The 25,955-nt window shown below is 47.8% G+C and carries 26 protein-coding genes; 14 read left to right on the forward strand and 12 right to left on the reverse strand.

All coding sequences use genetic code 11. The annotated features are described in order from the left end of the window. Window positions 1–26: 26 nt before the first annotated feature. The gene (locus ACN0VA_RS13755) at window positions 27–1,079 is read left to right on the forward strand and encodes a quinone-dependent dihydroorotate dehydrogenase (RefSeq protein WP_417821716.1); all 1,053 of its coding nucleotides are present in this window, start codon (window positions 27–29) and stop codon (window positions 1,077–1,079) included. A gap of 79 nt (window positions 1,080–1,158) precedes the next feature. Here ACN0VA_RS13755 and ACN0VA_RS13760 read toward each other — a convergent pair whose 3' ends face one another. From ACN0VA_RS13760 to ACN0VA_RS13790, 7 genes are all read right to left on the reverse strand, one after another. After that, window positions 1,159–2,118 carry an acetyl-CoA carboxylase carboxyltransferase subunit alpha gene (locus ACN0VA_RS13760; protein ID WP_417821717.1) on the reverse strand — a complete coding sequence of 320 codons (960 nt, stop codon included), beginning with the start codon at window positions 2,116–2,118 and terminating at the stop codon, window positions 1,159–1,161. A 108-nt stretch (window positions 2,119–2,226) separates the two neighbouring features. Further along, window positions 2,227–3,798, reverse strand: coding sequence for a SulP family inorganic anion transporter (locus ACN0VA_RS13765; protein WP_417821718.1), 1,572 nt, complete (start codon window positions 3,796–3,798; stop codon window positions 2,227–2,229). Between the two features lie 154 nt (window positions 3,799–3,952). Further along, on the reverse strand, window positions 3,953–5,134 hold the full coding sequence (locus tag ACN0VA_RS13770) for a diguanylate cyclase (RefSeq protein WP_417821719.1): 1,182 nt from the start codon (window positions 5,132–5,134) through the stop codon (window positions 3,953–3,955). Between the two features lie 153 nt (window positions 5,135–5,287). Further along, on the reverse strand, window positions 5,288–6,334 hold the full coding sequence (locus tag ACN0VA_RS13775) for an HpcH/HpaI aldolase/citrate lyase family protein (protein ID WP_417821720.1): 1,047 nt from the start codon (window positions 6,332–6,334) through the stop codon (window positions 5,288–5,290). A 147-nt stretch (window positions 6,335–6,481) separates the two neighbouring features. Continuing rightward, window positions 6,482–7,405, reverse strand: a complete 924-nt coding sequence (locus tag ACN0VA_RS13780; RefSeq protein ID WP_417821721.1) for a site-specific tyrosine recombinase XerD — start codon at window positions 7,403–7,405, stop codon at window positions 6,482–6,484. 20 nt (window positions 7,406–7,425) lie between these two features. After that, the gene (locus tag ACN0VA_RS13785; protein WP_417821722.1) at window positions 7,426–9,159 is read right to left on the reverse strand and encodes a hypothetical protein; all 1,734 of its coding nucleotides are present in this window, start codon (window positions 9,157–9,159) and stop codon (window positions 7,426–7,428) included. A 6-nt stretch (window positions 9,160–9,165) separates the two neighbouring features. After that, window positions 9,166–9,306, reverse strand: a complete 141-nt coding sequence (locus ACN0VA_RS13790) for a hypothetical protein (RefSeq protein ID WP_188661866.1) — start codon at window positions 9,304–9,306, stop codon at window positions 9,166–9,168. 172 nt (window positions 9,307–9,478) lie between these two features. Between ACN0VA_RS13790 and ACN0VA_RS13795 the strand changes: the two genes are divergently transcribed. From ACN0VA_RS13795 to ACN0VA_RS13815, 5 genes are all read left to right on the forward strand, one after another. Continuing rightward, window positions 9,479–10,039 carry a shikimate kinase gene (locus tag ACN0VA_RS13795; protein WP_417821723.1) on the forward strand — a complete coding sequence of 187 codons (561 nt, stop codon included), beginning with the start codon at window positions 9,479–9,481 and terminating at the stop codon, window positions 10,037–10,039. After that, a complete protein-coding gene (aroB, locus tag ACN0VA_RS13800) occupies window positions 10,029–11,156 on the forward strand; it encodes a 3-dehydroquinate synthase (protein WP_417821724.1) in 1,128 nt (375 codons plus the stop codon). Before ACN0VA_RS13795 ends, aroB begins: the two co-directional genes overlap by 11 nt. A 31-nt stretch (window positions 11,157–11,187) precedes the next feature. After that, the gene (locus ACN0VA_RS13805; RefSeq protein ID WP_417821725.1) at window positions 11,188–12,447 is read left to right on the forward strand and encodes an HlyC/CorC family transporter; all 1,260 of its coding nucleotides are present in this window, start codon (window positions 11,188–11,190) and stop codon (window positions 12,445–12,447) included. Window positions 12,448–12,575: 128 nt separating this feature from the next. Continuing rightward, entirely contained in the window at window positions 12,576–13,031 is a 456-nt protein-coding gene (locus ACN0VA_RS13810) for a cyclic nucleotide-binding/CBS domain-containing protein (RefSeq protein ID WP_188661879.1), read from the forward strand. 102 nt (window positions 13,032–13,133) lie between these two features. Then, entirely contained in the window at window positions 13,134–13,700 is a 567-nt protein-coding gene (locus ACN0VA_RS13815) for a DUF2889 domain-containing protein (RefSeq protein ID WP_417821726.1), read from the forward strand. A gap of 90 nt (window positions 13,701–13,790) precedes the next feature. On the opposite strand, the gene ACN0VA_RS13820 is transcribed toward ACN0VA_RS13815, so the two are convergent. Further along, entirely contained in the window at window positions 13,791–14,108 is a 318-nt protein-coding gene (locus ACN0VA_RS13820) for a ribbon-helix-helix domain-containing protein (RefSeq protein ID WP_417821727.1), read from the reverse strand. 115 nt (window positions 14,109–14,223) lie between these two features. Further along, window positions 14,224–14,502 carry a BolA family protein gene (locus tag ACN0VA_RS13825; RefSeq protein ID WP_417821728.1) on the reverse strand — a complete coding sequence of 93 codons (279 nt, stop codon included), beginning with the start codon at window positions 14,500–14,502 and terminating at the stop codon, window positions 14,224–14,226. Window positions 14,503–14,711: 209 nt separating this feature from the next. On the opposite strand from ACN0VA_RS13825, the gene ACN0VA_RS13830 reads away from it, so the two are divergent. The 5 genes from ACN0VA_RS13830 (at window position 14,712) to ACN0VA_RS13850 (ending at window position 19,571) form a co-directional block, all read left to right on the forward strand. Beyond that, window positions 14,712–15,089 carry a helix-turn-helix domain-containing protein gene (locus ACN0VA_RS13830; RefSeq protein WP_188661887.1) on the forward strand — a complete coding sequence of 126 codons (378 nt, stop codon included), beginning with the start codon at window positions 14,712–14,714 and terminating at the stop codon, window positions 15,087–15,089. Between the two features lie 140 nt (window positions 15,090–15,229). After that, window positions 15,230–15,817 (forward strand): J domain-containing protein, encoded by a 588-nt coding sequence (locus ACN0VA_RS13835; RefSeq protein ID WP_417821729.1) that lies wholly within the window; start codon window positions 15,230–15,232, stop codon window positions 15,815–15,817. A gap of 15 nt (window positions 15,818–15,832) precedes the next feature. Beyond that, window positions 15,833–16,831, forward strand: a complete 999-nt coding sequence (gene cobS / locus ACN0VA_RS13840) for a cobaltochelatase subunit CobS (RefSeq protein ID WP_417821730.1) — start codon at window positions 15,833–15,835, stop codon at window positions 16,829–16,831. Continuing rightward, window positions 16,831–18,681: a cobaltochelatase CobT-related protein gene (locus ACN0VA_RS13845; protein ID WP_417821731.1), complete on the forward strand. Its 1,851-nt coding sequence runs from the start codon at window positions 16,831–16,833 to the stop codon at window positions 18,679–18,681. The genes cobS and ACN0VA_RS13845 overlap by 1 nt, the downstream gene beginning before the upstream one ends. Before the next feature lie 2 nt (window positions 18,682–18,683). Then, window positions 18,684–19,571 carry an esterase-like activity of phytase family protein gene (locus ACN0VA_RS13850; RefSeq protein WP_417821732.1) on the forward strand — a complete coding sequence of 296 codons (888 nt, stop codon included), beginning with the start codon at window positions 18,684–18,686 and terminating at the stop codon, window positions 19,569–19,571. On the opposite strand, the gene ACN0VA_RS13855 is transcribed toward ACN0VA_RS13850, so the two are convergent. From ACN0VA_RS13855 to ACN0VA_RS13865, 3 genes are all read right to left on the reverse strand, one after another. Continuing rightward, a complete protein-coding gene (locus ACN0VA_RS13855) occupies window positions 19,549–20,793 on the reverse strand; it encodes a tetratricopeptide repeat protein (protein ID WP_417821733.1) in 1,245 nt (414 codons plus the stop codon). The genes ACN0VA_RS13850 and ACN0VA_RS13855 overlap by 23 nt on opposite strands. Before the next feature lie 147 nt (window positions 20,794–20,940). Further along, on the reverse strand, window positions 20,941–21,234 hold the full coding sequence (gene rpmB / locus ACN0VA_RS13860) for a 50S ribosomal protein L28 (protein WP_069189936.1): 294 nt from the start codon (window positions 21,232–21,234) through the stop codon (window positions 20,941–20,943). Window positions 21,235–21,436: 202 nt separating this feature from the next. Next, entirely contained in the window at window positions 21,437–22,309 is an 873-nt protein-coding gene (locus ACN0VA_RS13865; protein ID WP_417821734.1) for an NmrA family NAD(P)-binding protein, read from the reverse strand. Between the two features lie 86 nt (window positions 22,310–22,395). On the opposite strand from ACN0VA_RS13865, the gene ACN0VA_RS13870 reads away from it, so the two are divergent. From ACN0VA_RS13870 to ACN0VA_RS13880, 3 genes are all read left to right on the forward strand, one after another. Continuing rightward, window positions 22,396–23,346, forward strand: a complete 951-nt coding sequence (locus tag ACN0VA_RS13870) for a LysR family transcriptional regulator (RefSeq protein WP_417821735.1) — start codon at window positions 22,396–22,398, stop codon at window positions 23,344–23,346. Continuing rightward, window positions 23,343–23,672, forward strand: a complete 330-nt coding sequence (locus ACN0VA_RS13875) for a DMT family transporter (protein WP_188661897.1) — start codon at window positions 23,343–23,345, stop codon at window positions 23,670–23,672. The genes ACN0VA_RS13870 and ACN0VA_RS13875 overlap by 4 nt, the downstream gene beginning before the upstream one ends. Before the next feature lie 402 nt (window positions 23,673–24,074). Next, window positions 24,075–25,943 carry an alpha/beta fold hydrolase gene (locus tag ACN0VA_RS13880; protein ID WP_417821736.1) on the forward strand — a complete coding sequence of 623 codons (1,869 nt, stop codon included), beginning with the start codon at window positions 24,075–24,077 and terminating at the stop codon, window positions 25,941–25,943. The last annotated feature ends 12 nt before the right edge of the window (window positions 25,944–25,955 follow it).

A 25,955-nucleotide genomic window follows, 5' to 3' on the forward strand; every position in this document is an offset into this window, starting at 1 on the left:
TCATGCTCACCGAGGGGGAGACGAAAATGGGTCTTTACAAACTTGCCGCACCGATGCTGTACAAATTGTCACCGGAGGCATTGCACGGTATTGCCATTAAAGCATTAAAAAGCGGTTTGATGCCGAAAACATCGCCTGTGACGGACCCGATCCTCAATCAAACCATTTGGGGGCTGGATTTTTATAACCCGATCGGACTTGCGGCAGGGTTTGATAAAAATGCCGAAGTACCGGATGCGATTTTGAAGCAAGGATTCGGTTTTACGGAAATTGGTTCGGTCACGCCACGTGCCCAGCCCGGCAACCCGCAACCCCGTTTGTTCCGCCTGTTGGAAGACAAGGCTGTGATTAACCGTATGGGGTTCAACAACCAAGGCCTTTATGCGGTTGCTGAACGCCTTAAAAAACGCCAACGCAAAGGTATTGTTGGGGCAAACCTTGGTAAAAACAAAACACAGGAAGATGCGGTTTCCGATTATGTTGTCGGGACGCGTGCGCTGGCGCCGCTTTCTGACTATCTGGTGGTTAATGTTTCCTCACCCAACACGCCGGGTCTGCGCGCCTTGCAAAGTAAAGATCAACTGGCGGAATTATTGAAGGCCGTTTTAATCGCGCGAAATGAAGTTGTTGCGACGGGTAAAGCCCCATTATTGTTGAAAGTTGCCCCGGACCTGACGGATGAAGACAAGGCCGATATTGTCGACGTGGCCATGGAAACCGGCATTGATGGGATGATCATTTCCAATACCACAATCGAACGCCCGGAGAGTTTACGCAGTGAACATAAAGGTGAAGGCGGCGGCCTAAGCGGGCAACCCTTATTCGAGCCCTCAACGCAAGTTTTAAAAGAAATCGCCAAAATTGTGGATGGTCGTATTCCATTGATTGGGGTCGGTGGGATTTCGAACGCCGATCAGGCTTATGAAAAAATTCGGGCGGGCGCATCTTTGGTCCAGCTTTATTCCGCTTTGATTTATGATGGGCTGGAATTGGTTGGAGAGATTAACCGGGGGCTGGTCGAACGTTTAATGGTCGATGGATATACCAATATTACGCAGGCCATCGGTGCTGATCTTTAGGGGCAGCACCTCGTCCAATAAAAAAGGCTTGAGCGGTTATATCCTCTCAAGCCTTTTTCTTTGTCTCAATATTCTTGTCTTAAGCAGCGCTGAGGCGACCCATCGCCAGGAATTTCTCGCGACGTTTCGCTTTTAGAACACCGCCATCGTGTTGCAATTGTTCACGAATGGATTTTTCCAGAACGCTACGTACGGAGGCAAAAGTCGTTTCATGGCTGCGATGTGCACCGCCCAAAGGTTCTGCGATCACATCATCGATAACGCCAAGACGATGTAAATCCTGTGCTGTGATGTTTAGCGCATCTGCGGCCGATTCCGTATAATCGTTGGAGCGCCATAAAATGGAAGCACAGCCTTCGGGGGAAATGACGGAATAAACGGAATGTTCCAACATGAAAACATCGTTGCCACAGGCAATGGCGATTGCCCCGCCGGATCCACCTTCACCGATGATGATGGAGGTAAAGGGTACTTTGACTTGCAGGCATTTTTCAATGGAACGGGCAATGGCTTCGGACTGACCGCGTTCTTCGGCGTCAGCACCGGGGAAGGCACCCGCTGTATCCACAAATGTCACGATCGGCAGGTTAAAACGTTCTGCCATGTCCATTAAGCGTTGGGCCTTGCGATAGCCTTCTGGGCGAGCCATGCCGAAATTGTGTTTCACACGGGTTTCGGTGGTGTGGCCTTTTTCATGGCCCATGACGACAACGCTGTGGCCTTCAAAGCGGCCTAGACCGCCGATAATGGCGCAATCTTCGCCATACAGTCGATCACCGGCCAATGGGGTGAAATCGTCGATCAGATTTTCAATGTAATTAACGGTGTGGGGACGTTCCGGGTGGCGGGCCACCAGCGTCTTCTGCCACGGTGTCAGCTTGCTGTAGGTGTTTTGCAGGAGTTTTTCCACCTTGTTTTGCAGGCGACCGATTTCATCGGCAATATTGATTTCCTCGCCAGACGCGCTGACATGGCGCAATTCCTTGATTTTGCCTTCCAGTTCGGCAATCGGCTTTTCGAAATCGAGATAGGTATGCATGGAAACCCCAAAAACAGTTCATTTGTTCGGTGCTCAAACGGACAAAACCGCCAGCGCCCTTTTTGCGCCAGCGGTTTTGAGAATGCAAGCTTTTTAGTTCTTTTTTGACTATTTCGTCGGTGTGATATGATCCGCAATCACGCCATCCGTTTCTGCCGGATAGTCAACAACCAACCCATAATGGGGATCTTCGATCACATTGACTTCAACCATACTGCCTGCTTTTTCCAGCAATATTTTACAGTCTGGGCTTAAATGGCGCAGGTGTAATTGTTTTCCGGCACGCAAGTAACGTTCAGCCAAGGCATCAATTGCTTCCAGGCCGGAATGGTCCCAAACGCGGGATTCTACGAAATCAATCACCACGTCATCCGGGTCGTTTTTAGGATCAAAAATTTCCTTGAAACTGGCAATGGATCCAAAAAACAACGGACCATGCAACAGGTAAACCTTGGATCCATTTGGCAAGATTTTGCTGGTGGCTTCAACGCGTTTGGCCGCTTTCCATGCAAAGACCAGTGCAGACACAATGACGCCAACGACAACGGCAATCGCCAAATCGCTGATGACGGTAACGCCGGATACAAGGATGAGGACAAAGGCATCGGTACGAGGAATTTTGTGTAGGATTCTGAATGAGCTCCATTCAAACGTCCCGACAACAACCATGAACATCACACCAACGAGGGCCGCCAACGGAATTTGTTCAATAAGCGGGGAGGCAAACAAGATGAAGGAAAGCAGGAACAATGCAGCAGATATCCCCGCCAGTCGTCCTCGACCACCGGAATTTACGTTAATCATGGATTGCCCGATCATTGCACAACCGCCCATACCGCCGAAAAATCCGGTGGCAATATTGGCGGCTCCTTGTGCCAGACATTCTTTGGATGAGCGACCATGTGTCTCGGTCAATTCTGCCACCAAGGTAAGGGTAAGCAGGGACTCGATCAAGCCGATAGCCGCCAAAACAATGGCATAAGGGAAGATGATGTAAAGGGTGTCCAATGTCAGAGGGACAACAGGGATGTGAAACTCAGGTAAGCCCCCGGCGATGCTTGCCATATCACCCACCGTGCGTGTATCCAGCCCCCCGTAAATGACAATCAGGGAAATACCGGCAATTGCCGCCAACGGGGCAGGGATTAAGGTTGTGATCTTCGGCAAGTACTTAATAATCGCCATTGTTGCCAGCACAAGGCCGAGCATCAAATAAAGCTGATTGCCGCTCATCCATTCCCACTGTCCATCTGTACCTTCAATTTTGAATTGGCCCAGTTGTGCAAGGAAAATAACAATTGCCAAACCGTTCACAAAACCCAACATAACGGGGTGGGGCACAAGGCGAATGAATTTCCCTAAATGCAGGGCACCTGCAATAACTTGTAAAATACCCATCAAAACAACAGTGGCAAACAGGTATTCCACACCGTGCTCGGCAACCAAAGTTACCATGACAACAGCGAGTGCACCTGTGGCCCCACTGATCATGCCGGGACGTCCCCCGAAAATAGCAGTGATTAAACCGACCATAAAGGCGGCATAGAGACCGACGAGGGGATGAACACCAGCCACGAAGGCGAAGGCGACAGCCTCAGGAACAAGGGCGAGTGCGACAGTCAAGCCGGACAGGACATCAATGCGAGCGTTCGCAGATGCCTTTGAGACAAGATCAAACATAAAGGGGGGACCTCGAGTTTACTTCATTTATTGTGCAATGCAAAAAGTTGCCCTGTCATAGCAACTTATGGGCAAGGGCGCAAACTTAAATTCCCGCAAGGCAGCAATGCGTAAACGTAAAGTCTTGAGATATTTTAATGTTTGATGCGGTCTTTTAGGCCGCGATGATATTTTCGAGATTGAGGTCCGGTTTGGGGCCAACGCTTTTGTTGCGACCTGATTTTTTGGCCTCATACATGCGGTGATCCGCTTTTTCAACCATTTCGATCCAGTCTTCGCAACGGTCCAAAGACAGTTCGCTGATACCGATACTGATGGTAACCGGGCGACCATCCGGACGCTTGCCCAGCGTGATTTCACTCAGTCGATCTAAGATGGGTTTGACATATTCGGCAGATGTATTGGGCAGCAGGATAACAAATTCTTCCCCGCCCCAGCGAATGAGTTGATCAGAACGACGCAAGCAACGTTGCAGGCGTTCGGCCACTTGTTTGAGGACCATATCCCCCTGTTCATGGCCGAACTCGTCATTGACGGATTTGAAATTATCCACATCCATAAACAGGATGCTGAAGGGAACTTCAGTACGAGAGGCAATGCGGAATTGCAGGTCGAGGTATTCTTCGCCTGAACGGCGGGTAAACGCCCCCGTCAGTAAGTCTTTTGAGGCCTGATTGATCAGAGATATCATATAGTGTAACTGGCTCATGCCGGAAAAAATTGACACACCAATGACAAGGACCATCAACCAGATGGTTGTGATGAAGTCTTGTAGTTCAAACGCGGCCTGTTGGGCGGCGCCCAGCATAACAACAACCATGATGCCGCTGCCGGTAAATAAAACTTCCAGTGCGGTCAGGGGAAAGACGCTGAGACCAGCGACCACAATGAACGGAAGCAACGCATAGGCGCTGACAACAGCAGCCCCAAAGGCATTGGTTTCCACATTCATTAAGAAAGGTTGGGAAATTAGATAAAAGACTGGCGGAATGGCCATCATACCACCCAAAAGGAGATAGGCATTGGGCAGGGTCTTACAAGAACTGTGTAAAATATATAAGACAAAGAAAACGATTGCAGAGACAATACGCAGAACAGCTAAAATCGCCCAGGTCGGCCAGGAAAAGGCAAAATAATCAATCCCGATCCATAAAGGAATGACGAGAGAAAACAGCAACGACATCAACCCGACTCGACTTGCGATGATTTTCGCACGATGACGGCGGATATGGGCAGAATGTGTAAAAGGAAGGATAAGTTCCCGGAACTCATGTATGCGCTTAAATTCTTTACGCAAAGAGTCTATCACAGACGTTTGGTTGCTGCTGTTGGCCATTGTCATGTCCCGCTAAAAATACTGTTTTAGATTAATTATTATTGTGTGCGTCAAATAGCACAATTAAATTGTGGTTATCAACCAAAAGGAATCAAAAAGGCTCAAAAGTTGCTGTACTTTTGAGCCTTTCTAAGGTGTTAGTAACTTTAAGTTTTAAAGCCCGTAAGCTTTCGCCAGTTCAGGGTCTTTTTCGGCAACTTGTTTGGCAAGGTCAACAATCACCTTGGCCTGTTTCCATGTTGCATCATCTTGCATTTTACCATCAATCATAACAGCGCCGGTGCCATCGGGCATGGCTTCGATGATACGCAGGGCAAATTTGGCTTCGTCGACATCCGGGGAAAAGACTTTCTTCGCGATATCGATTTGCTTGGGATGCAATGACCATGCGCCAACACAACCGAGCAAGAATGCGTTACGGAACTGGGCTTCACAAGCTGCATCATCGGAAAAATCACCGAACGGACCGTAGAAGGCTTTGATGCCGTTGGATTGACAAGCATCGACCATTTTCGCAACAGTGAAATGCCACAGATCTTGCTGATAATGTGTGCGAACAGCACCGTCTTCGGTGGCGTCAGACAAAACACCGTATGACGGATGGCCACCGCCAACGCGTGTGGTTTTCATCCCGCGTGAGGCCGCCAAATCAGCTGGGCCGAGGCTCATACCATGCATGCGCGGCGAGGCGGCCGCGATTTCAGAGACTTGTTCCACACCGAGGGCGGTTTCCAAAATTGCATGGATCATAATTGGTTTTTTTACACCATGCTTGGCTTCCAACTGCGCCAAAAGCTGATCGACGTAATGGATATCCCAAGGGCCTTCGACCTTGGGCAACATTAACACGTCTAGTTTGTCACCGGCTTCGGCAACAATTTGTTGAACGTCGTCAAGGAACCAAGGGGAGTTCAGGCAGTTGACGCGAGTCCATAAAGAAGTGGTGCCGAAATCATTGTTTTTTGCCACTTCGATGAAGCCAGCGCGGGCTTCTTCTTTCATATCAGCAGGGATGGCATCTTCTAAGTTACCAAGGATAACATCAACCTGCGAGATCATGTCGGGAACGCGGGCGCGCATTTTTTCAATATGCGGCGGGAAAAAGTGGATCATGCGTTCCAGCTTAACCGGAATTTCACGATAGGGTTGCGGGGCACCGATAGCCAATGGCTCAAAAAATTTCTTTGCAGGTTTTGTCATTTTTAAACGTTTCCATATGTTTTTAAGAAAAGCGATTTGTCCGCTTTTTAGTTTCTGGCGGGGATTGTGCATTGCGAAATGGCGTTGCACAAGTTTTTTCTGGCAAGAGAAAGAAAAAAGAGGTTGCGTTTGCAACTATATGCCTTTTTACTTATCTTCGGGATTAAAAAGGGCGGCAAGCGGGTGTTTATTTAACACCAGTTGCTTTTCACGTTCGCCGATCATATGGGTGTAAATTGTTGTGGTGGAGATATCGGCATGTCCCAGCATTTGTTGCAGGGACCGCAGATCAACGTCATGGTCCAGCATGTGACTGGCGAAGGAATGACGCAGCACGTGGGCCGATACTTTTTTTGTGATACCTGCACAGATGGCCAACTGGCGCAATTCTTTGTCGAAGGTTGCGCGCGTCATATGGCCTTCTTTGGCACTGGGGGCGGGGAACAACCAAGGGCTTTCTTGTGCATCTCGCAAAAATTCATGTCGAACGTTCAGGTATAATTGTGTGGCATCGATGGCCTTTTGGGCAATCGGGACCATGCGTTCTTTGTTGCCTTTACCTGTGACGATCAGCATGCCGGACTGACGTGTAAAGGCAGCCAAGGGCAGGCTGACCAGTTCGGAGACTCGCAAGCCACAGGCGTATAAAATTTCCAGCATGGCGGTAAGGCGGATATCCTTGGGCTGCTGTTTTAAACGTGATTGTTCCAGCAGTTGATTGACTTCTTCTTCGCTTAAAAACTTGGGTAAGGGGCGACCTTGTTTGGGGCTGTCCAGATTGGCAGCCGGGTCATCCGGGCGAATACGTTCCCCGTATAGAAATTTGAAAAACTGTTTGAGGGCGGAAAGTCGGCGTGCAGCGGTACGTGGTGCATATCCACTATCGTGAATCTTCTTGATATAGCGTCGTAAATCTTCTGTCGAGGCTGTTTCTAAACGTTGTGCCAAGCTTTTAAGAAAACTTTCCAATCCTTCAAGGTCACGTCGATAACTGTCCAATGTATTTGGTGCAGCGCCGCGTTCAACGGACATCATTTGTAAAAACGAAGTGATGTGACGCGACGGTTTCATAAGCAGACCTTATTCAGTATCTAAAACCCTGTTTGTAAAAGAGTTTCCACAGCAACAGCGCGGGCATCTCGTTCCAGACCAACCATGCGCAATGCTGCCAAGGCGTCATGCAAGAAGGTGCTGTCCATTTCGCCGGCTTTGGTCCCGTTAAAGGCAAGTAGGGCCATAAGAACGGTTTCACCGAGACGGTTTTGGTTTGCCGCTTCATTCATTTTAACCCAAAGGCTTGTTTTAGGCGACTGTCCATTTGCCAGTTTTGGGCCTTGTATCATATCTAGCCACAAGGTATCGGGAATGTTGAGCCCCATACCATCGATGATCGAAAATAAAAGGGTGGCCTGTTGATAGCTTTGCGGGATCTTGTCTTGTGCAGTCCACCAGTCGGTCAAGGTTTGATGAACGGCTTCTGGCGCGACGTCAAACCCGGCTAAAACCGCCAATGGGCGGATGGCAATCCAGTGTTTTGCGGCCTCGCTATCGCTGAAGGCGGCGTTACGAAGCATGAGATACCAGGATTTTGCACTTTCCCAATCCCCTGCCCCCAACAGGGCGCGCATGGCTTGCGGGGCAAACCACAACATGTCGATGCCACGTGGCAACTGTGCAATCATCGGACTGTAAAGACGGGCAATGCTGAAGAAGTTACCATCTTTGTTGGCAAGTTCAAAGGCCAAGGCGATGGTTTCGCTTTGAACAACAGGAAGTTGGCCGTCTTGCGAACTGACCTGATACAGCAAGGCCTGCGCTTTCAAGGTGTCGAGCTTTTCGGCGCTGTCCAGTGGGTTGGCCAATTCGTCTGCACTAAATTTCACATGCAAAAAGGCTTCTTTCAAGAAGTCTGCACTGGCAATGTTCAGTTCAACGGCTTTTTGTGTGGCCTCGATGTCACCTGCTTTGGTCAGCATGCTTAAAACCAAAGGATCGTCACTGTTGCGAATGTCAGCGGACAAAATAGCCTGACTGGACTTGATCAAGGCGATTTGTAACGGCTTTGGTGCCGGCAGGCTTTCAAGGGTGGGGCGTTCGCCGGCATTTAAGCCTTCCATCAACCGATAAAAAACCGGATCGTTATCCCCGCCGTCGCGCAATAAATTCAGAGACAGCATTGCTCGGTCATTTTGTTTGGCGAGTAGACGACAAAAGGCGAGTGTCTTGATCCAGAAAGGATCGCTGCTTTCTTGGGAACCTGTTGCCGCCAATGCGCAAGCCTCAGATACATTGTCATCCAGCAGGTGCGCTTGAGCCAATTGAATTTGAAGCGCGTCTTGGCGTTCGTTCTGTGGCGCGCTGCGGATTAAGGAAATCACATCCTTGATCTGCCCCATATCGGCTAATTTTTTAGCCCGCAAACCAAGCAGGGAAATATCTGTTTGGGACCCTTGTGGCGGTTGAGCCGCACTTAAGAGCAGGCGACGTTGCAGAATGCGCAAATAAGGGGCGGAGGGTTGTGCCGGTAAATCAGTGATTAAGGCTTCGACGAAGGTGCGCTCACTTTGTGACCACATATCCGCCGGAAAGGCTTGTGATCCGCTGAGCACGCCAAGGGCTTCTTTATCAACGCTGTCCAGTGATCGCACATTGATCCCGCCGGATATGGTTTTTACCGGAACGGGGGTAACGTTGGGGACCTCTTGTTCTTCCTGTATGATGTTGCGCGGGGACAAGGTACGCGGGCTATTGTCTTGTGCATATCCATTGGTCAGGGAACCCACGAGAATGGAAACGCATACGGAAGCTTTGAGAAAGAAGCGCATGTTCATTTAACGTGGGAAACGGTCATCGGGCAGGGTCTTGCTGACCGGGGAAGTCGGGGCCGGGATATCCCACGTTGCCAGAAAAACACCGGCACCACCAAGGACCAGCAGAATAAGGATGAGGAGAAATTTTGAAAATGCCTTCATGGGAGGTTTTCGTCTTCTTTTCTTTTCGTGAATAACGATCTTTGCGCGCAGTCTAACCGTCTCTTTCAACAGTTTCAACGGTGCCGATGAAGAATTCTACTTACGAAAATATAAAATCTTAATTAAAGTAGGCTCAAATTTTGAAATTAATTCTACTTTGAAACGGAAAAAGGTGTCAGATCAACGAACGAAACTCAAGCTGCCCAAAGGTCGATCCCTTGTTCTTGTGGGGTTGATGGGCGCTGGGAAGTCCTGCATTGGGCGTAATCTTGCGCAACATTTCGATGTTCCTTTTATTGATGCGGACCGTGAAATCGAAGAAGCGGCAGGCTGTTGTGTTGCCGATATTTTTGAAATTTACGGTGAAGCAGCCTTTCGCGACGGGGAACGCCGCGTCATTAAGCGTATATTGGAAGGTGAACCTTGCATTCTGGCCACAGGGGGCGGGGCTTTTATGAACAGAGAAACCCGTAAACTGATTGGCAAAACCGGAACGAGTCTTTGGCTGAAAGCGGATCTGGAGGTGCTGATCAAACGTACCACGGGGCGTAAACATCGTCCGTTGCTGAATCAGGGCAATCCTGCAAAAATTTTGCGTAAACTGGTAGAGGAACGCTATCCGGTTTATGCTGAAGCCGATATTACGGTTGAAACCCGCGATGAAACACAAGAGTCCACGGTCACCCGTGTGATTGCCACTTTGGATGAATTGAGCCGAACCCATGACGATTGATAAAAAGACATTGCATGTCGCCCTTGATGAACGCAGCTACGATATTATTGCTGCCCCCGGTGTTTTATCGAACGCGGGGGACTATTTTTTACCGCTTTTAAAAACAAAGCGCGTGATTATTGTGACCGACAGCAACGTGGGGCCGCTTTATCTGGATCGATTGGGGCAGTCGTTGGCAGATTCGGGGATTGTCTATGATGCTGTTACTTTGCCAGCAGGTGAAGCCACCAAAAGTATGGCGCATTTTGAACAATTGCTGGAAGAAATTCTCGCAATGGGGATTGAACGCGGCACAACGTTGATTGCACTCGGTGGCGGGGTGATTGGCGATATTACAGGCTTTGCCGCCAGTACGCTTTTGCGTGGAATTGATTTTATTCAGGTGCCGACGACGCTTTTGTCACAAGTGGACAGTTCGGTCGGTGGCAAGACCGGGATTAATGCCAAGGCGGGGAAAAACCTGATCGGTGCGTTCCATCAGCCGCGACTGGTGTTAATTGATACGGAAAGTCTGAACAGTCTACCCAAACGCGAACTTCTGGCCGGATATGCCGAGGTCGTGAAATATGGTCTGCTGGGCGATGCGGACTTCTTTAATTGGCTGGAAGAAAACGGTAAAAAACTGATTGATGGCGATCAGGATGTACGCCGTGAAGCCATTTTGCGCAGTTGTGCAGCCAAAGCAGATGTCGTTGCACAGGATGAACGCGAAGGCGGGGTACGTGCCTTGTTAAATCTGGGGCACACCTTCGGGCATGCGCTGGAAAAAGAATGTGGTTACGATGGCGGTTTGTTGCATGGGGAAGCGGTTGCCATTGGTATGGTCATGGCCTTTGAATATTGTGCCGCCCAAGGCCTGTGTCCGCAAGAAGATGTGGTGCGGGTAAAAGAACATCTTTTGTCTTTGGACATGCCTGTGGACTTAAAGGCTTTGCCTTGTGAAGGTTGGACGGCTGAATTGTTAATGAAACATATGTTGAAAGACAAAAAGGTCAAAGATGGTAAGGTCATGTTCGTTCTTGTACGCGGGATTGCTCAGGCTTATCTGAGCCGCGATGTTGAAGACGGGGCCTTGCAAGAATATCTCGACGATTTGTTGACCCGATCAAAATCATAAGAAGGTTCCTTTATCAAAAAGGAAGACGCAAATGACGATTATTCTAGGTGCTATTTTTCTATTGATCCTGTTTTCCGCTTTTTTTTCCGGTTCGGAAACGGCGTTGACGGCAGCGTCACGCCCGTTGATGCATCAGTTGGAACAAAGTGGGGAAGATAGCCGCGCGGGGGTTGTAAACCGTCTTCTGGATTCCAAAGAACGTTTGATCGGTGCAATTTTGCTGGGGAACAATCTGGTCAATATTCTGGCATCGGCCTTGGCAACCAGTGTTATGATTGAGATGTTCGGTGAGACAGGGGTTGTTTGGGCAACCTTGACGATGACCGTGGTTGTTCTGATTTTTGCGGAAATTATGCCGAAAACATTTGCGATCCAAAATGCAAATCGCATGGCACTGGCGATTGCCCCGATTATGAAGGTGCTTGTTTACCTGCTTGCACCGATCACCATGACCACCCAGTTTATTGTTGCAGGCACGCTGCGCCTGTTTGGCGCAGGGCAATCCGAAGATGGCGGGCAGTCTGCTGAAGAATTGCGCGGTGCGATTAATCTGCATGATGCGCAAAATGACGAAGCCATCAGTCAGGAACGCACGATGTTGCATAGTATTCTTGATCTTAACGAAGTCGAGGTTGGGGAAATTATGACACACCGCAAAGCGGTGGTAATGATTGATGCGGACTTGCCGGCAGAAGAAATGGTCGAACAGGTTTTGGACAGCCCCTTTACCCGCATTCCTGTCTATCGGGGGGAACCGGACAATATCATTGGCATTTTACACGCCAAAGCCTTGTTGCGCGCTATTCGGGCGCAGCGTGGGGAATTGACGGAGCTTAAAATTGAAGAACTGGCAGCAAAAACCTGGTTTATTCCTGAGGCAACAACGCTTTTGGGGCAATTGGAAGCCTTTCGCGCCCGTCGCGAACATTTCGCCGTGGTCGTGGATGAATATGGCAGCGTGATGGGTATCGTCACATTGGAAGATATTCTTGAAGAAATTGTCGGGGATATCGAAGATGAACATGATGACACCGTGGAAGGGGTGCAACCGCAGGCGGACGGCACGTATATTGTCGATGGTGTTGTGACAATCCGTGATTTGAACCGGGAATTTGAATGGCGTTTACCCGATGAAGAAGCCTCGACCATTGCGGGGTTGCTGTTGCATGAAGCACGGCGCATTCCCGAAGTGGGGCAGATTTTTCACTTTTTCGGTTTTCGTTTTGAAGTCCGGGCCCGCAAAAGAAACCAGATTACATCCATCCGTGTTTTTCCGCCGGAAAGCGATTGATGTTCTTTGGATCTATGACTTTTTTAAACGGATATTTGCAAAATAAGATTTGAAACTGCATTTTTCGCTCCCCACGTATAAATCGTCCTGTTTTTCAGGGAGATCATTGTTCATAGGGAGGAACATATATGCAAAGAAAGATCGTACCAGGCGTCATTAAGGAAATCCGATGCACAACCGTAACAGCCGATAAAACGGTTCGTGAGGCCGCTGTCTTGATGACGGCTGAAAATATTGGTGCTGCCATTGTGGTTGGGGCCGGTGGGCTTGTTGGAATCGTGACTGAGCGCGATTTGATGCGCAAAGTGATTGGTGCAAATCAAGACCCGGATGTGATCACCGTTGGTGATGTGATGACACAAAACCCGGATACAATTACGGGTGATTGCCTGAGTTCAAAGGCATTGGAAATGATGGTGGAGAAAGGATATCGTCACTTGCCGATTGTAGATGCAGCCGGAAACCCCATAGGTATGGTGTCTCAACGCGATCTCTATCAAGCGGTTCAGGAAAGCTTGGCAGAGGACCTGCAAGCCTGTGAAACATACGTTCACGGTGGTGAAAGCTATGGCGTGGGGGCTTGACCTCAACCCTATATGGGCCTATTCAAACTCTGTAATATCGAAATAGCTGTATGGCAAAACCGTACAGCTATCTCTTTTTGTCCCAGTAAAAGGAAATGTTTTATGCCTTTACCGACACCGGCAACACGGACACATCAACATACCCGTCAAGTGACGTTTACAGGATATGAACGCGAAGATGGTTTGTTTGATATTGAAGGTCATTTGGTCGATACGAAAACCTATTCTTTTCCCAATCAGGACCGTGGCGTTATTGAGGCGGGCGAACCTATCCATAATATGCAATTGCGCATTACCGTGAACGAAGAGATGGTTATTCAGGATGTGGCGGCTTGTATTGATCATAGTCCGTTTAATGTCTGTGATACAATTACGCCGGCCTTTGATGTGCTCAAAGGCATGCAGATCGGTCCGGGATGGAATAAAAATGTGCGGGCAAAGCTGGGGGGCGTAAAGGGGTGTACACATTTGGTTGAAATGTTGGCACCACTGGCAACAGCAACTTATCAAACACTTTATCCGGCCCTGAAACGTCGCCGGGAGGCTCAATCTGCGGAGGAACGTCTAAAGGATCGTCCGGCGATGATTGATGGCTGTCATGCAATGGACAGCGCGGGAGCGTTGGTGAAGGAGCGATGGCCGGAACATTATGTCGGGGATGAGGCATAAAAAAAAGGCAGAGCTTAATGCTCTGCACCAAAGTCATATGAGATAGACATTGCGGCCTGCCCCCCATGCAGGTCGTTTTTGTTTTATAGCTTAGCCTGCCGCGCGGAAAAGATGGCGCAGGCCCTCGCTCATATCATCCTGATCCTGGATAGGATTTTTATTGTCCTGAGTTGTATTTATTTGCACGCCGTCAATTTGGGCCCGTAAATAGGACACGATAAATGCCCGAATGGCGGAGGTGCGGTTGGAACGGGGTTTATAAGTACTGATCCATGTGCAAAGCGAATGGACATCGGTTTGTTCTTGCTGGCAAATCAGATCAAGAGCGGACCACATTTCCGGTTCCAATCTGAAGCTGGTGCGCTGTCCTGCCACAACAACGTTTCGGCTAATGAGTGATGGTAGCATTTTTTTCTCAACGGTTTTTATTATTGTGACCTTCTTCATGCTAAAGTATGAGAGGCGGTATGCACCATAAAATGTTAAAAGACGATTGTCAATCCAACCTACATTTGTGGTAAGTCTAGCGTGCGTCATACTCCTTTTGGGTAAGTGTCTTTAAAACCAGAGCATGAACTCGCTCTTTCATTTCTACAGCTAATACGTCATAAACCATACGTTGACGTTGCACGCGTGAAACCCCATCAAATTTGTCTGACACGATCAGGAGTTGGAAGTGACTTTCACCTTCTGGGTTTGCCCCTGCATGGCCTGCATGGCGGTAAGATTCGTCTTCAAGCTTCAGAATACATGGTGAAAATTCGCGTTCCAGCTTTTCTTTCATCACTTTTGCAACGGACATGAGAATTCCTTTTTTATAACTAAATGGTTGATTTTGTGTGTTTAACCCGTACGGGATAGTTCAACTTATGGATTACGGAATGTAAGGCTTGATAACTTTTTTGCAATACTATACTAAGGAAGTATAACAAAAAGTATTAGACTTGAGGGTCTTTTGAAAATTCGGGTGTTCTGAATTATAAAGTTTTTGAGAATGGGAGCTATAAGCCGATGTCGGATATAGTAAACAAAAAAAGAGCGGATGATGTAGATCGGTTCGTCGGTGAGAAGATTAGAGAACGTCGTATCATGTTGGGCTTGACCCAGCAGGAATTGGCGAAAGGGATCGGTGTGACCTATCAGCAGGCGCATAAATATGAACAGGGTGTGAACCGTGTTTCCGCCGGTCGTTTGTTTGAGATTGCCCGTATGTTGAATACGCCGGTTGAATTCTTTTTCGATGGTGTCGGTGGTGAAATTCAACGTGAAGCCAACCCGCGCGAACGCATGGGGCTGGAATTGTCACGTCATTTTTCCCTGATTCGCAACGAAAAACATCAGGAAGCACTTTCCAGTCTGGCCCGTGCATTGGCTGAAGACCGACGCTAAAAGGCTCAAAATTAAATATCCGGTGACATGTGTTTGCACCGGATATTTTTTTGCCCCTTTTTCAAAACGCCCCGACTTGTTATAAACGGCCCTGTGTCCCATATCGGGATGGAAACAATGTCGATAACGGGTTTGATTACGTGTCGTTTAAAAATGATCTTCGCTTCAACAGCCGTTTCTGGGAAGAACCGGAAACTGAAATTGCGCCTGATGCTCCAAGATGTGCATGGCCTGACTGCAATGGCTTTGGCGAGTTCAAGGCGCCAAAATCCCGTGATGATCTGCGATCTTACCATTTATTTTGTCTCGAGCATGTGCGCGAATATAATCGGCGCTGGAATTATTACGAGGGGATGACTTCCGCCGATATCGAACGTGATATGCGCAAGGATTATACATGGGATCGCCCCAGTTGGAATTTTGGCACGTTTCGCAAAGGCCCCGGTGGCGGCGGTGGATTCAAGGACGATTTCGGTTTTTTCAATGAAGATGGCAGTTTTAAACGCGAGCCTGAAGATGATTATGCACAGTTCAACCTGGAAGAACGTCAAGCCTTTGCCTTGATGGATTTAAAATCGGATGCGACCTTGCAGGAACTGAAAACGCGTTATAAAGTCCTTGTGAAAAAATACCACCCCGATGCCAATGGCGGCGATAAAGAGGCAGAAGAACGATTCAAAATTATCAGCCAAGCCTATACATTGCTTAAAAACGTTATCCTCGATTAACAAAGAAAAGAAATTATGACCGAAGTTGCAGGCAAGCAAGCCTTCCCTCTGAATGCACCCGATACGACCGTCAATGTTCGCGATACTTTTGGTATTGATGTGGATATGGATGTGCCCGCTTTTTCACAAGGCAATGAATATGTGCCGGATGTGGATCAAAGCTACCGTTTTGACAAAGAAACCACACTGGCGATTTTAGCCGGTTTTGCCCATAACCGTCGTGTGATGGTGCAAGGGTATCATGGTACGGGTAAATCATCTCATATCGAACAGGTTGCCGCCCGTTTGAACTGGCCGTGTGTGCGTATCAACCTAGATAGCCATATCAGCCGGATTGATCTGGTGGGTAAGGATGCCATTGTCTTGAAAGACGGTAAGCAGGTGACGGAATTCCGTGAAGGTATTCTTCCTTGGGCGTTACAGCACCCCTGCGCCTTGGTTTTTGATGAATATGATGCCGGTCGTCCGGACGTGATGTTTGTCATTCAGCGTATTTTGGAAGTTGAAGGTAAATTGACCTTGTTGGACCAAAACCGCGTGATCCGTCCGCACAGTCATTTCCGTATGTTCGCAACGGCGAATACGATTGGCTTGGGCGATACCACGGGCCTGTATCACGGCACACAACAGATTAACCAAGGGCAAATGGACCGTTGGTCAATTGTGCAGACGTTGAATTATCTCGCCCATGATGCCGAAGTGGATATCGTGTTGGCAAAAATTCCGGCCCTTGATAATGCCGAAGGACGTAAAAATGTCAGTGCGATGGTGGAATTGGCGGACTTGACGCGCCAAGGCTTTATTAACGGTGATATCTCAACCGTTATGTCACCGCGTACCGTGATTACATGGGCGGAAAATGCCGCCATTTTCAGTAATGATCTGGCCTATGCGTTCCGTGTCACTTTCTTGAATAAATGTGACGAGATGGAACGTCCCGTCGTGGCTGAATTTTATCAACGTTGTTTTAACGTGGATCTGCCATTAAGCGCAGCGCGTGTGGCCTTAAGCTAATGCAGGAAGAAATACGCGACCTTTTGAAACGGGTAACGACGGCGACTGTAAGATCATTTTCCGGCGAAGCGGAATTGATGGTCAATTATTCGCCGGGCGCTGCAAGTGTTTCCAAAATGGCAGTCCGTTTGCCGATGCCGTCGCGTGGGGCCATATCTGAAAGTGATCTGGAACGTTTGCGCGGGACGGCGGATGCCGCCAGCTTGCGCCTGCGTTTTCACGATGCGGCTTTGCACCGTGCGAAGATGCCAAGTGATGCAAATGCGCGCGAAGTCTTTGAACTGGTTGAACAAACCCGTGTGGAGGCGTTGGGCTCGCGGCGCATGAAAGGGGTTGCACAAAACCTACGCACCCTTTTGGATACGCGCTGCATGGAAAACGGCTGGGGCAATGCCTTAAATCGCGAAGATGTTCCGATAGCACAAGGTCTTGCCTTGTTGGTGCGCGAACGTTTGACGGGTGTTGATTTACCACCGGTGGCCCAGAAGGCCGCTGATATGTGGCGCCCGTTTCTGGAAGAACATGGCGAACATGTGTTGGATGAACTGGTTGCCAATGCGGATGACCAAAAATCTTATGGTGAAGCTGTTTATCGTTTTCTGGAAGAACTGGAACTGATGGAACCACCCGGTGGTGATCAGGAAGAAGAAGAAAATACCGGCGATAGCAATGAGGTTGAAGGCGAAGACAGTGCCTCTGATCAGGAATTGCAAAGTGTTGGGTCCAGTGGTGATACAGCAGATGATATGGATATGCCGTCAGCCAGTGACGATATAGGCGGTATGGACGCTGAAGAAGATCAGGACGGCGAAGAAGACGACAGCGAACCGGGCCAAGGTGAAGAAAGCCCCGCCGGACCGACTCGTCGTCCCAACTGGCTGGACCCGTCACAGGCCTTGGCAATTGATTATAAAGCCTACACGACCGAATTCGATGAAGAGATCGAAGCCGAAGATATGGCAGATGAAGAAGAGTTGGAACGTTTGCGTCGCCAACTTGATATGCAATTGGCAAACCTGCAAGGTGTCGTTGCCCGGATTGCCAACCGTCTGCAACGCCGCCTGATGGCGCAACAGCAACGGTCTTGGGATTTTGATCTGGAAGAAGGTTTGTTGGATGCTGCCCGTTTGGCACGGATTGTCGCAAACCCGACACATTCCTTGTCTTATAAATGGGAAAAAGAAACCGAGTTCCGCGATACGGTGGTGTCTTTATTAATTGATAATTCCGGTTCCATGCGGGGACGTCCGATTACGGTGGCGGCCATTAGTGCCGATATTCTGGCGCGCACGCTGGAACGGTGCGGGGTCAAGGTTGAGGTTCTCGGCTTTACCACACGGGCATGGAAAGGCGGCAAGTCGCGCGAAAAATGGATGTCGGAAGGTAAAATCCCCAATCCGGGTCGCCTGAACGATTTGCGCCATGTGGTTTATAAACCGGCAAGTGTACCGTGGCGCCGGGCCAAGAACAATATGGGCCTGATGTTAAAAGAAGGGCTGCTAAAAGAAAATATCGACGGCGAGTCTTTGTTATGGGCTTATAAACGCCTGATGATGCGCCCGGAAGAACGTAAAATTCTGATGGTTATTTCAGATGGGGCACCGGTTGACGATTCAACACTTTCATCCAATCCGGGCAGCTATCTGGAAGCACATTTGCGCGAAGTCATCGAATGGATGGAAACACGCACACCTGTGCAATTGACCGCCATCGGGATTGGCCATGATGTGACGCGCTATTACCGAAATGCGGTGACACTCAGTAATCCGGAAGATCTCGGCGGTACCATTTTGCAAAATCTGGCGGATATGTTTGACGCGAAACTGGATCATATGCATCTCAGGGGATAAAAATGCGATATATTCTTTTTTTCATGTTGGTTTGGGCAATCCCTGCTGTGGCAGAGCCCGTCAAGGTCTGGAAAAAAGAGGTTCCCTTTGCGCCTTTTCAAAATGAACATCTTAAATTGTTGTCAGTGACACAACTGGAAGCCGATAGCCGTGCGTTTGGCGGTTTGTCGGCTTTGTTGAAAAAGGATCGTCGACTACTGGCAGTAAGTGATCGCGCCCATTTGTTTCAATTCAACCCCGATATGAGTCTGGTTGACATCATGCCCTTGTTGGAAAAAAACGACGATGAACTGGACGGTGATCATCGTGTCGATTCTGAAAGTCTGGCTGATGCAGGCGATGGTCTTATCTATGTTTCGTTTGAACGTGACGATCGCATTGTGCCTTATAATCTGGCTGGATATGTGATGGGGAAAGAACTCCCGCTTCCAAAAGAAGTTTATGATCTGCCTTTTAATGATGGATTGGAGGCGATTGAAGTTTCTTCCGATGGGCGTTTGGTTATCGTTGCAGAAGGCCCAAAAGACGCGCCGTCGACGTTCCTTTGGGTGCAAGATGGGACAACGAAATGGCAGGCGTATAAACTTCCGCTTAGCGATGGCTTTCGTCCGACCGGATTGACCCGTCTGCCCGGTGATGGGCGCATGGTGCTTCTGGAACGTTTTTATCGCCCCTTGCAAGGCGTTGCGATCCGTTTATCGGTGTTGAACGTAGAAATAGGTCAACGTGAGAAGGTGCTGGCAACATTGCGCAGCCCTACGCCACTTGATAATTTTGAAGGTATTATTGCGGAAAAAAATGAAATGGGAGAGACGATTCTAACCCTGATCAGTGACGACAACTTCAGTCCCTTGCAACGTACTTTGCTTATGGTGCTAAAGTTGTTGTAGTCAAAGTTTTCCCTCTTTGATTTTCTATTGGTTTCTGATCGCTGGGCAGAGACTGAAGTGCGTTTAATATCTGGTCTATTCTCGGTTTTGCATCTATCTCAGTTGCTAAGGCCAACGCATTTTGAAAATATTTATGTGACATTTTATAGTCATTTTGTTTTTGTTTTAAAAAACCTAGGTGAACATGTTGATTGATCATGCCTTCAATGCGGTTAATGGATTCATTGATAGCAAGTGCACATTTCAGATGGGCTTCTGCCCGATCGTAATTATGACGACGAATTTCAATCAGACCTAAATTATCTCTTTGTCGGGCTATGCCGTCTTTGCGTCCCAAGTCTTCATGTATTTCCAGTGCAATTTTTGTATGAAATTCTGCTGTGTCAAGGTTGTTTTGTTTGCGTTCTAAAAGTCCAATATTTCCATTTTGGCGGGCAATACCAAGTTTTATGTCCAGTTTTTCGTTGATTTCTAAGGATTCTTTGTGAAGTGAGAGAGCTTTTTTGAAGTCATTTTGACGTCTTGCAATGAGACCAAGATTGCTCATTTGTTTTGCTATGCCATGTTGGTTTTTTTGTTCTGTAAACAGATCTAAAGCTTTTTGATGGTAACGCTTTGCTTTTTCAAGTTTGCCACGGGACTTTTCAATTAAACCTAAATTTCCTAGCGCTTTTGCATGATCTAGGGACGATGGACTGGATGTGAGAATTTTGCTGAAATGATTTTCAGCTTCTTCAATTTTCCCCATACGCCGTAACAGACGGCCTAATTCATTTATTGCTTTGAAATTTTGAGGGTACAAGTTTATTGAGAGACGCAAATGTTCAATTGCTTTTTCAATATCGTGAAACTGGCTCAATATCGCAATGTGGTAAGCGGCTTGTGAGGCTTTTTTGTGATGACCTTGCGCTTTTTTTCTTTCATTTTCCATGACAGATAAAAGAACATTTTCTGAGTGCTCAGTAACACCTGTTTGAAGTTCACTTTTAATTAAGTCATGTTCGTGATGTTTGGTGTTTTTGAAGATATCAAGGATTGTTTCTTTTAATTGTTCCTTCTCAATATCTTGTGATTTGAGAAGGAGTTCAATTTTCGCAACTAAGTCTTCAATTGTCGCATTATCGGGCTGTGTGAACCCCCAAAGACCACCTGAGCATTTGCTGATGACATTACCAATCATGCCTGCGAGTGTGCTTTGCAATATTAAATCAATTAATAACATGCAGCCTTCCTTGTTTAATTAAACTTAAAGGAAGGTTGCTGTGCAATCAATAGTTTTATGCATGTGTATCTATAAAATCAAAACGCAAAGAAGCCGCCTCTTTTTCAAGTAGGCGGCTTCTTTGTAAACTGTAACTAAAAGGCTGAATTAAGCAGCTTTTTTAGCTTGAGCTTTTTTAACACGGCTTTTCAAACGGCGTGCTTCGCGCGGCAGCTTGTCGGCTGCTGTGTCGAGCAAGTACGCATCCAGACCGCCTTTGTGTTCGATCGTACGCAGTGCAGAAGCGCTTACGCGCAGGCCAACGGAAACGCCAAGGGCGTCGCTAACCAGAGTTACGTCTTGCAAGTTCGGCAAGAAACGACGACGAGTGCGGTTTTTAGCGTGGCTAACGTTGTTGCCAGTTTGAACGCCTTTACCAGTAAGTGAGCAGCGACGTGCCATAATACAAATTCCTCAATCTCATAAATACTGAAGGTGGGGCCAGACATAGTCCCGCCCTCAAGAGAGACCCGCCTTTTACGGAAAACAACTGCTCTCGTCAAGGTGAATCTGACTCTATTTATCAATAAAATTGCTCTTTGTGAAAAAGTAGTCAAAAAAGCCGCCCGGCTTTGTGACGGGCGGCTGTTAAAAGCAGTACGGATTACTGTGTTAAATTCTGAATGAATTGATCCAAGGGGGTATCGCCGTGGCGCACATTGATCTCTTCATAAACAATGGTCGCATTATTGATGTTTTCGTACATATCGGCAAACAGGCCGGCCACTTCATTAGAAATACCAAACTGCATAAAAGTGTCTTTCCATGTGTTCTGGGGAACGGCAATGGGGGTGATGTCTTTATTCAGGGCTTTGGATAAAGATTGTGCAATATCATGTGCGCTATATTGGGACTGACCTTTGAGTTCGACGACGCGGTGGGTTTGTCCGCCTGTCGCAGGCCCTTCCAATAGAAGCTGTGCAGCGGTTTTGCCGATGTCTTGAGTGGCCACCATATCGATTTTTTGATCCAATGGTTGCAGGAAGCTGGGAAGGACCCCGTCATTGATGGCTGCGGGAAGAACGGATCCCCAGTTATCAAGAAAATACCCCGGACGTAAAGCCGTTGTTTTGACCGGGCTTTTTTCCAGAAGCTTTTCCAAATATGCAAGGGTGAGAATCGGCCCTGTTTTTTCGTCAAGCTGTGCCCCGACGGAAGACAGGAAGACGACATGCTCCAAGTGACTTTCATTGATGATGTTGACAAGCTGGTCCGCTAATTCACGACGTGAAGAGAGAAAACGTTCGCTGGATAATTCAGGGGGCAAGAGGAAATAAGCGCCTTTGGCTCCAATCAATGCCTCGCGTACGGCTTTTTCATCAAACAGATCGGCAATGGCGACGTCTGCACCTTTGTCTTGCCAGATTTGTCCTTTATCAGGATTTCGCACGATAACCCGGACATTCTCCCCCGCATCTAAAAGAGTTTGTGCGACAATGGATCCTGTGTTGCCGGTAACACCTGCGATGACATACATAATAAATACTCCTTGAATGTGTTGATCTGAAGGAGAAGGTAAGAGATTAAATTGCATCCATCCAATGCATGTTTTATATTATAAACATGCATGAAACGAATATTAGAAATGTCGATTTGAATTTGTTGGTGGCACTGGAAGCTTTATTAAACGAAGCCAGTGTAACGCGTGCGGCAATGGCGGTTAATTTAAGTCAACCGGCAATGAGCCGGGCATTGGATCGTCTGCGTGCAACATTGAAGGACCCGCTTTTGGTTCGTTCCGGGCGGGGGATGGTGTTGACCCCCCGCGCAGAGAGCTTGCGTGCCCCACTATATGATGCGTTGGAACGGGTGCGTTCGGTGATGAGCCCCAACGAATTTAATCCAGCAACGTCGCGGGAATGTTTTCGTCTTGTGGGTGTGGATTATGTATCGCATTTAATTTTACCCTCCCTTTTAGAAGAAATTTATACGCAAGCCCCCCATGTAACAATTGAGGTCGAACAATTGAGTGCGACCGCAATGGAAGATTTGAAGACGGGGAAAATTGATCTTGGGTTTGGTGTTTTAAATGATGGCCCTGCCTTTGATCAGGCCTATGCCCAACCGCTGTTTGAAGATCATTTCGTATGTTTATTACGCAAGACGCATCGGTTGGCGGGAAAGAACTTATCGTTGGAAGATTTTGCCGCCTGTTCGCATGCATTATTGAGTATTACCGGGCGCGGGGGTGGCGAGATTGACAGGCGTTTGGTGCAAGTGGGGTTGTCCCGAAAGATTGCACTTCGACTGTCGCATTTTATGGCGATACATTCTGTTATTGCCACGACGAATTTGATTACAACGATCCCGGCCCGGTTGGCATATCGCGTTAAGGGGCATGATTTGGCCGTACAGGATTTACCGGATGAATTACAGGGACCGAATTTCACAATCTCACAAATTTGGCATGAACGTTTTCATAATGACCCAGCGCGCAAGTGGCTGAGGGCATTGGTGAAAAACGTTTGTAAAAACTGCACACGCATTAATCCACCCGTTGAGGTCTCTTTATGACATATGTTTATCTGGCAATTGCTATTCTAGCCGAAGTTATTGGAACCAGCGCGTTGAAAGCGTCGCAAGAATTCAGTCGGTTTTGGCCGAGTGTGATTGTTGTGGTGGGTTATGGCTGTGCGTTCTATTTTATGACGCTGACTTTGCGTGTCCTGCCGATAGGGATCACATATGCCATATGGTCGGGGATCGGCGTTGTCTTGGTGACCTTATCTGGAATCGTCTTTTATAAAGAAATTCCAGACCTGCCCGCCATACTGGGAATCGGTTTAATTGTATCGGGTGTAATCCTGATAAACGGCTTTTCCAAGTCGGTTGGCCACTAAAAAATCATAAAAAATTCAATTTATTTGTATCGAGATGACATGTCTTAGGTTTCAAAACATGCTTTTTCGTACTGTATCACGACTGTGATAAGTGATTGAAATTTATGAAAATATAAACCTAGAGTTGTTAGAAAATACTTCTATAGGTACATATTATCTACATTCGTATAGTGGTATTTATACTTAATTGATAGGTGATCACATTTGTGATAGCTCGCGCCCTGCTTTACAGGCATACATCGTATAAGAAGCAGATATATCAATTCTAAATTTTAAAAATAAAACAAAACCCTATCTGTAGTTATGGTGTTCGGTTTCTGGAAAGCTTTAATTAAGTCGCTGAGAAATCGGCATTATTCAGAATAATAAGAATAAAAATGAACTCCAGTAAGGGTAATAAACATGTGGAACTACAAACCGACTAAAAATACGCCTAAGAATGCAGCTGCTAAGCCTTTGGCCTCCTCGTTTGATGGCAACACCGCCTTGTCAAACTACATGAATGGCATGCAACAGCTTTATAGTTTGCCCAACGCCGTGGCGAACCAATGGGTTGAGATGGTGCGCAATGTCAATTCTCCGGCTTCGAACCAGACAAAGGGATTGGCAGACAAAAAAGCACAAGATGAAAAGGTCAAACTGAACTCTCCTTTCGTCGGGGGCGTTTCGCCGCAAGATATGGTGAAACTGTTTTCCAAAGTGAGCGGGCAGGTTATCTGTAAACCCAGTGTCGTTCTGGAGGAAACCAACAAGCTGGCAAAAGAGTTGAGCGCAGCAGTCGCCAACCCTGAGGCACTGGAAGTGGAAAAAGGAGATCGCCGTTTCCGCGATGATGCGTGGGACCGTAGCCCGATGCATAAGATGGCGATGCATGGCTATCTGGCATGGTCACGTGCGGTCAACAATATGATCGATCATGTTGAACTGGAAGACAAGGATGCCCAGCGTGCACGTTATTTGTCCTCGTTGGTGACGGATGCATTATCCCCGACGAATAATCTGTTGAGCAACCCGGCAGCACTGGAAAAGTTACGCGAAACCGGTGGTAAAAGCCTGATAGAAGGGTTTCAAAATTTTGCCAAGGATATGTCTGAAAATAATGGGTTGCCGGCTCAGGTGGACAAGTCAGCCTTTCAAGTCGGTGAAAATATTGCGGCCACACCCGGTGATGTGATTTATCGCAACGATGTTTTGGAATTGATCCAGTACGCCCCGACCACCCCCTTGGTGCATGAACGCCCGATAATGTTTATCCCGCCTGTCGTTAATAAATATTATCTATTGGATCTCGCGCCGGGGAAAAGCGCGGTGGAATATCTGGTCAACAATGGTTTTCAGGTCTTTATGGTCAGCTGGCGTAATCCGACACGCGAACATCGTCATTGGGGGCTGGACGAATATGTCACCGCATTGGAAGAAGGGATTGAGGCCATCCGTTCCATTACCTTGATGGATGAAATCAACCTGTATGCAGCTTGTACCGGGGCTATTCCGATGGCGGCTCTGTTGGGTTACTTAGCGGCGAAAAAGAAAAAATATGTCAAGTCGGCAACGATGGTTGTTGCGGTTTTGGACAGCAATGAGAAACAGTCTCTTGGCTTGTTTGCTTCGAACGAAGCCATTGCAATGGCGAAGATGAAATCGCGTTATAAAGGGGTGTTGGACGGTGAAGAAATGGGCCGTGTTTTCACATGGATGCGCCCCAATGATCTGGTCTGGAACTATTGGGTTAATAACTACCTGATGGGTAAAAAACCACCGGCATTTGACATTCTTTTCTGGAATAACGATTCCACCCGCGTCACGGCAAAACTACACGAAGACCTCTTGGATGTTTTCTCGCTGGACTTGTTGAAAGTTCCGGGTGGATTGACGGTAAAAGGCGAACCGATTGATCTGAAACAAGTTGATTGTGATATCTATATGGTGGGTGGTCAGACAGATCATATCAGCGTCTGGAAAGGATGTTTTAATTCTGCCAAATTCTTTGGTGGTGACTCTGAATTTGTTCTGCATTCCAGTGGTCACGTTCAAGCCATTATCAACCCGCCGGGAAATCCGAAGGCAAGTTACATGCACAATGCGAAAGGTGCTAATACCTCAGAGGAGTGGCTGGCAGGGGCGAGCAAGGCACAAGGGTCTTGGTGGGATCATTGGGCCGGTTGGCTGGGGACGCGATCGGGTGAAGAAAAAGCGGCCCCTTATAAACTGGGCAGCAACCAACATGCGCCCTTGGTACGCGCCCCGGGAACTTACGTTCTAGAAAAATAAATTGGATTTACC

Source organism: Terasakiella sp. (assembly GCF_048267425.1).
Lineage (GTDB): Bacteria > Pseudomonadota > Alphaproteobacteria > Rhodospirillales > Terasakiellaceae > Terasakiella.

Bases quoted from the DNA above. Each gene is read 5' to 3' on its own strand.
- ACN0VA_RS13785 (WP_417821722.1), bottom strand. From the start codon at position 9,159: ATGCGCTTCTTTCTCAAAGCTTCCGTATGCGTTTCCATTCTCGTGGGT.
- ACN0VA_RS13875 (WP_188661897.1), top strand. From the start codon at position 23,343: ATGACATATGTTTATCTGGCAATTGCTATTCTAGCCGAAGTTATTGGA.
- ACN0VA_RS13845 (WP_417821731.1), top strand. From the start codon at position 16,831: ATGCAGGAAGAAATACGCGACCTTTTGAAACGGGTAACGACGGCGACT.
- ACN0VA_RS13775 (WP_417821720.1), bottom strand. From the start codon at position 6,334: ATGACAAAACCTGCAAAGAAATTTTTTGAGCCATTGGCTATCGGTGCC.
- ACN0VA_RS13870 (WP_417821735.1), top strand. From the start codon at position 22,396: ATGCATGAAACGAATATTAGAAATGTCGATTTGAATTTGTTGGTGGCA.
- cobS (WP_417821730.1), top strand. From the start codon at position 15,833: ATGACCGAAGTTGCAGGCAAGCAAGCCTTCCCTCTGAATGCACCCGAT.
- ACN0VA_RS13855 (WP_417821733.1), bottom strand. From the start codon at position 20,793: ATGTTATTAATTGATTTAATATTGCAAAGCACACTCGCAGGCATGATT.
- ACN0VA_RS13880 (WP_417821736.1), top strand. From the start codon at position 24,075: ATGTGGAACTACAAACCGACTAAAAATACGCCTAAGAATGCAGCTGCT.
- ACN0VA_RS13865 (WP_417821734.1), bottom strand. From the start codon at position 22,309: ATGTATGTCATCGCAGGTGTTACCGGCAACACAGGATCCATTGTCGCA.
- ACN0VA_RS13760 (WP_417821717.1), bottom strand. From the start codon at position 2,118: ATGCATACCTATCTCGATTTCGAAAAGCCGATTGCCGAACTGGAAGGC.
- ACN0VA_RS13765 (WP_417821718.1), bottom strand. From the start codon at position 3,798: ATGTTTGATCTTGTCTCAAAGGCATCTGCGAACGCTCGCATTGATGTC.
- ACN0VA_RS13780 (WP_417821721.1), bottom strand. From the start codon at position 7,405: ATGAAACCGTCGCGTCACATCACTTCGTTTTTACAAATGATGTCCGTT.
- ACN0VA_RS13770 (WP_417821719.1), bottom strand. From the start codon at position 5,134: ATGGCCAACAGCAGCAACCAAACGTCTGTGATAGACTCTTTGCGTAAA.
- ACN0VA_RS13790 (WP_188661866.1), bottom strand. From the start codon at position 9,306: ATGAAGGCATTTTCAAAATTTCTCCTCATCCTTATTCTGCTGGTCCTT.
- ACN0VA_RS13820 (WP_417821727.1), bottom strand. From the start codon at position 14,108: ATGCTACCATCACTCATTAGCCGAAACGTTGTTGTGGCAGGACAGCGC.
- ACN0VA_RS13830 (WP_188661887.1), top strand. From the start codon at position 14,712: ATGTCGGATATAGTAAACAAAAAAAGAGCGGATGATGTAGATCGGTTC.
- ACN0VA_RS13805 (WP_417821725.1), top strand. From the start codon at position 11,188: ATGACGATTATTCTAGGTGCTATTTTTCTATTGATCCTGTTTTCCGCT.
- rpmB (WP_069189936.1), bottom strand. From the start codon at position 21,234: ATGGCACGTCGCTGCTCACTTACTGGTAAAGGCGTTCAAACTGGCAAC.
- aroB (WP_417821724.1), top strand. From the start codon at position 10,029: ATGACGATTGATAAAAAGACATTGCATGTCGCCCTTGATGAACGCAGC.
- ACN0VA_RS13755 (WP_417821716.1), top strand. From the start codon at position 27: ATGGGTCTTTACAAACTTGCCGCACCGATGCTGTACAAATTGTCACCG.
- ACN0VA_RS13815 (WP_417821726.1), top strand. From the start codon at position 13,134: ATGCCTTTACCGACACCGGCAACACGGACACATCAACATACCCGTCAA.
- ACN0VA_RS13825 (WP_417821728.1), bottom strand. From the start codon at position 14,502: ATGTCCGTTGCAAAAGTGATGAAAGAAAAGCTGGAACGCGAATTTTCA.
- ACN0VA_RS13850 (WP_417821732.1), top strand. From the start codon at position 18,684: ATGCGATATATTCTTTTTTTCATGTTGGTTTGGGCAATCCCTGCTGTG.
- ACN0VA_RS13810 (WP_188661879.1), top strand. From the start codon at position 12,576: ATGCAAAGAAAGATCGTACCAGGCGTCATTAAGGAAATCCGATGCACA.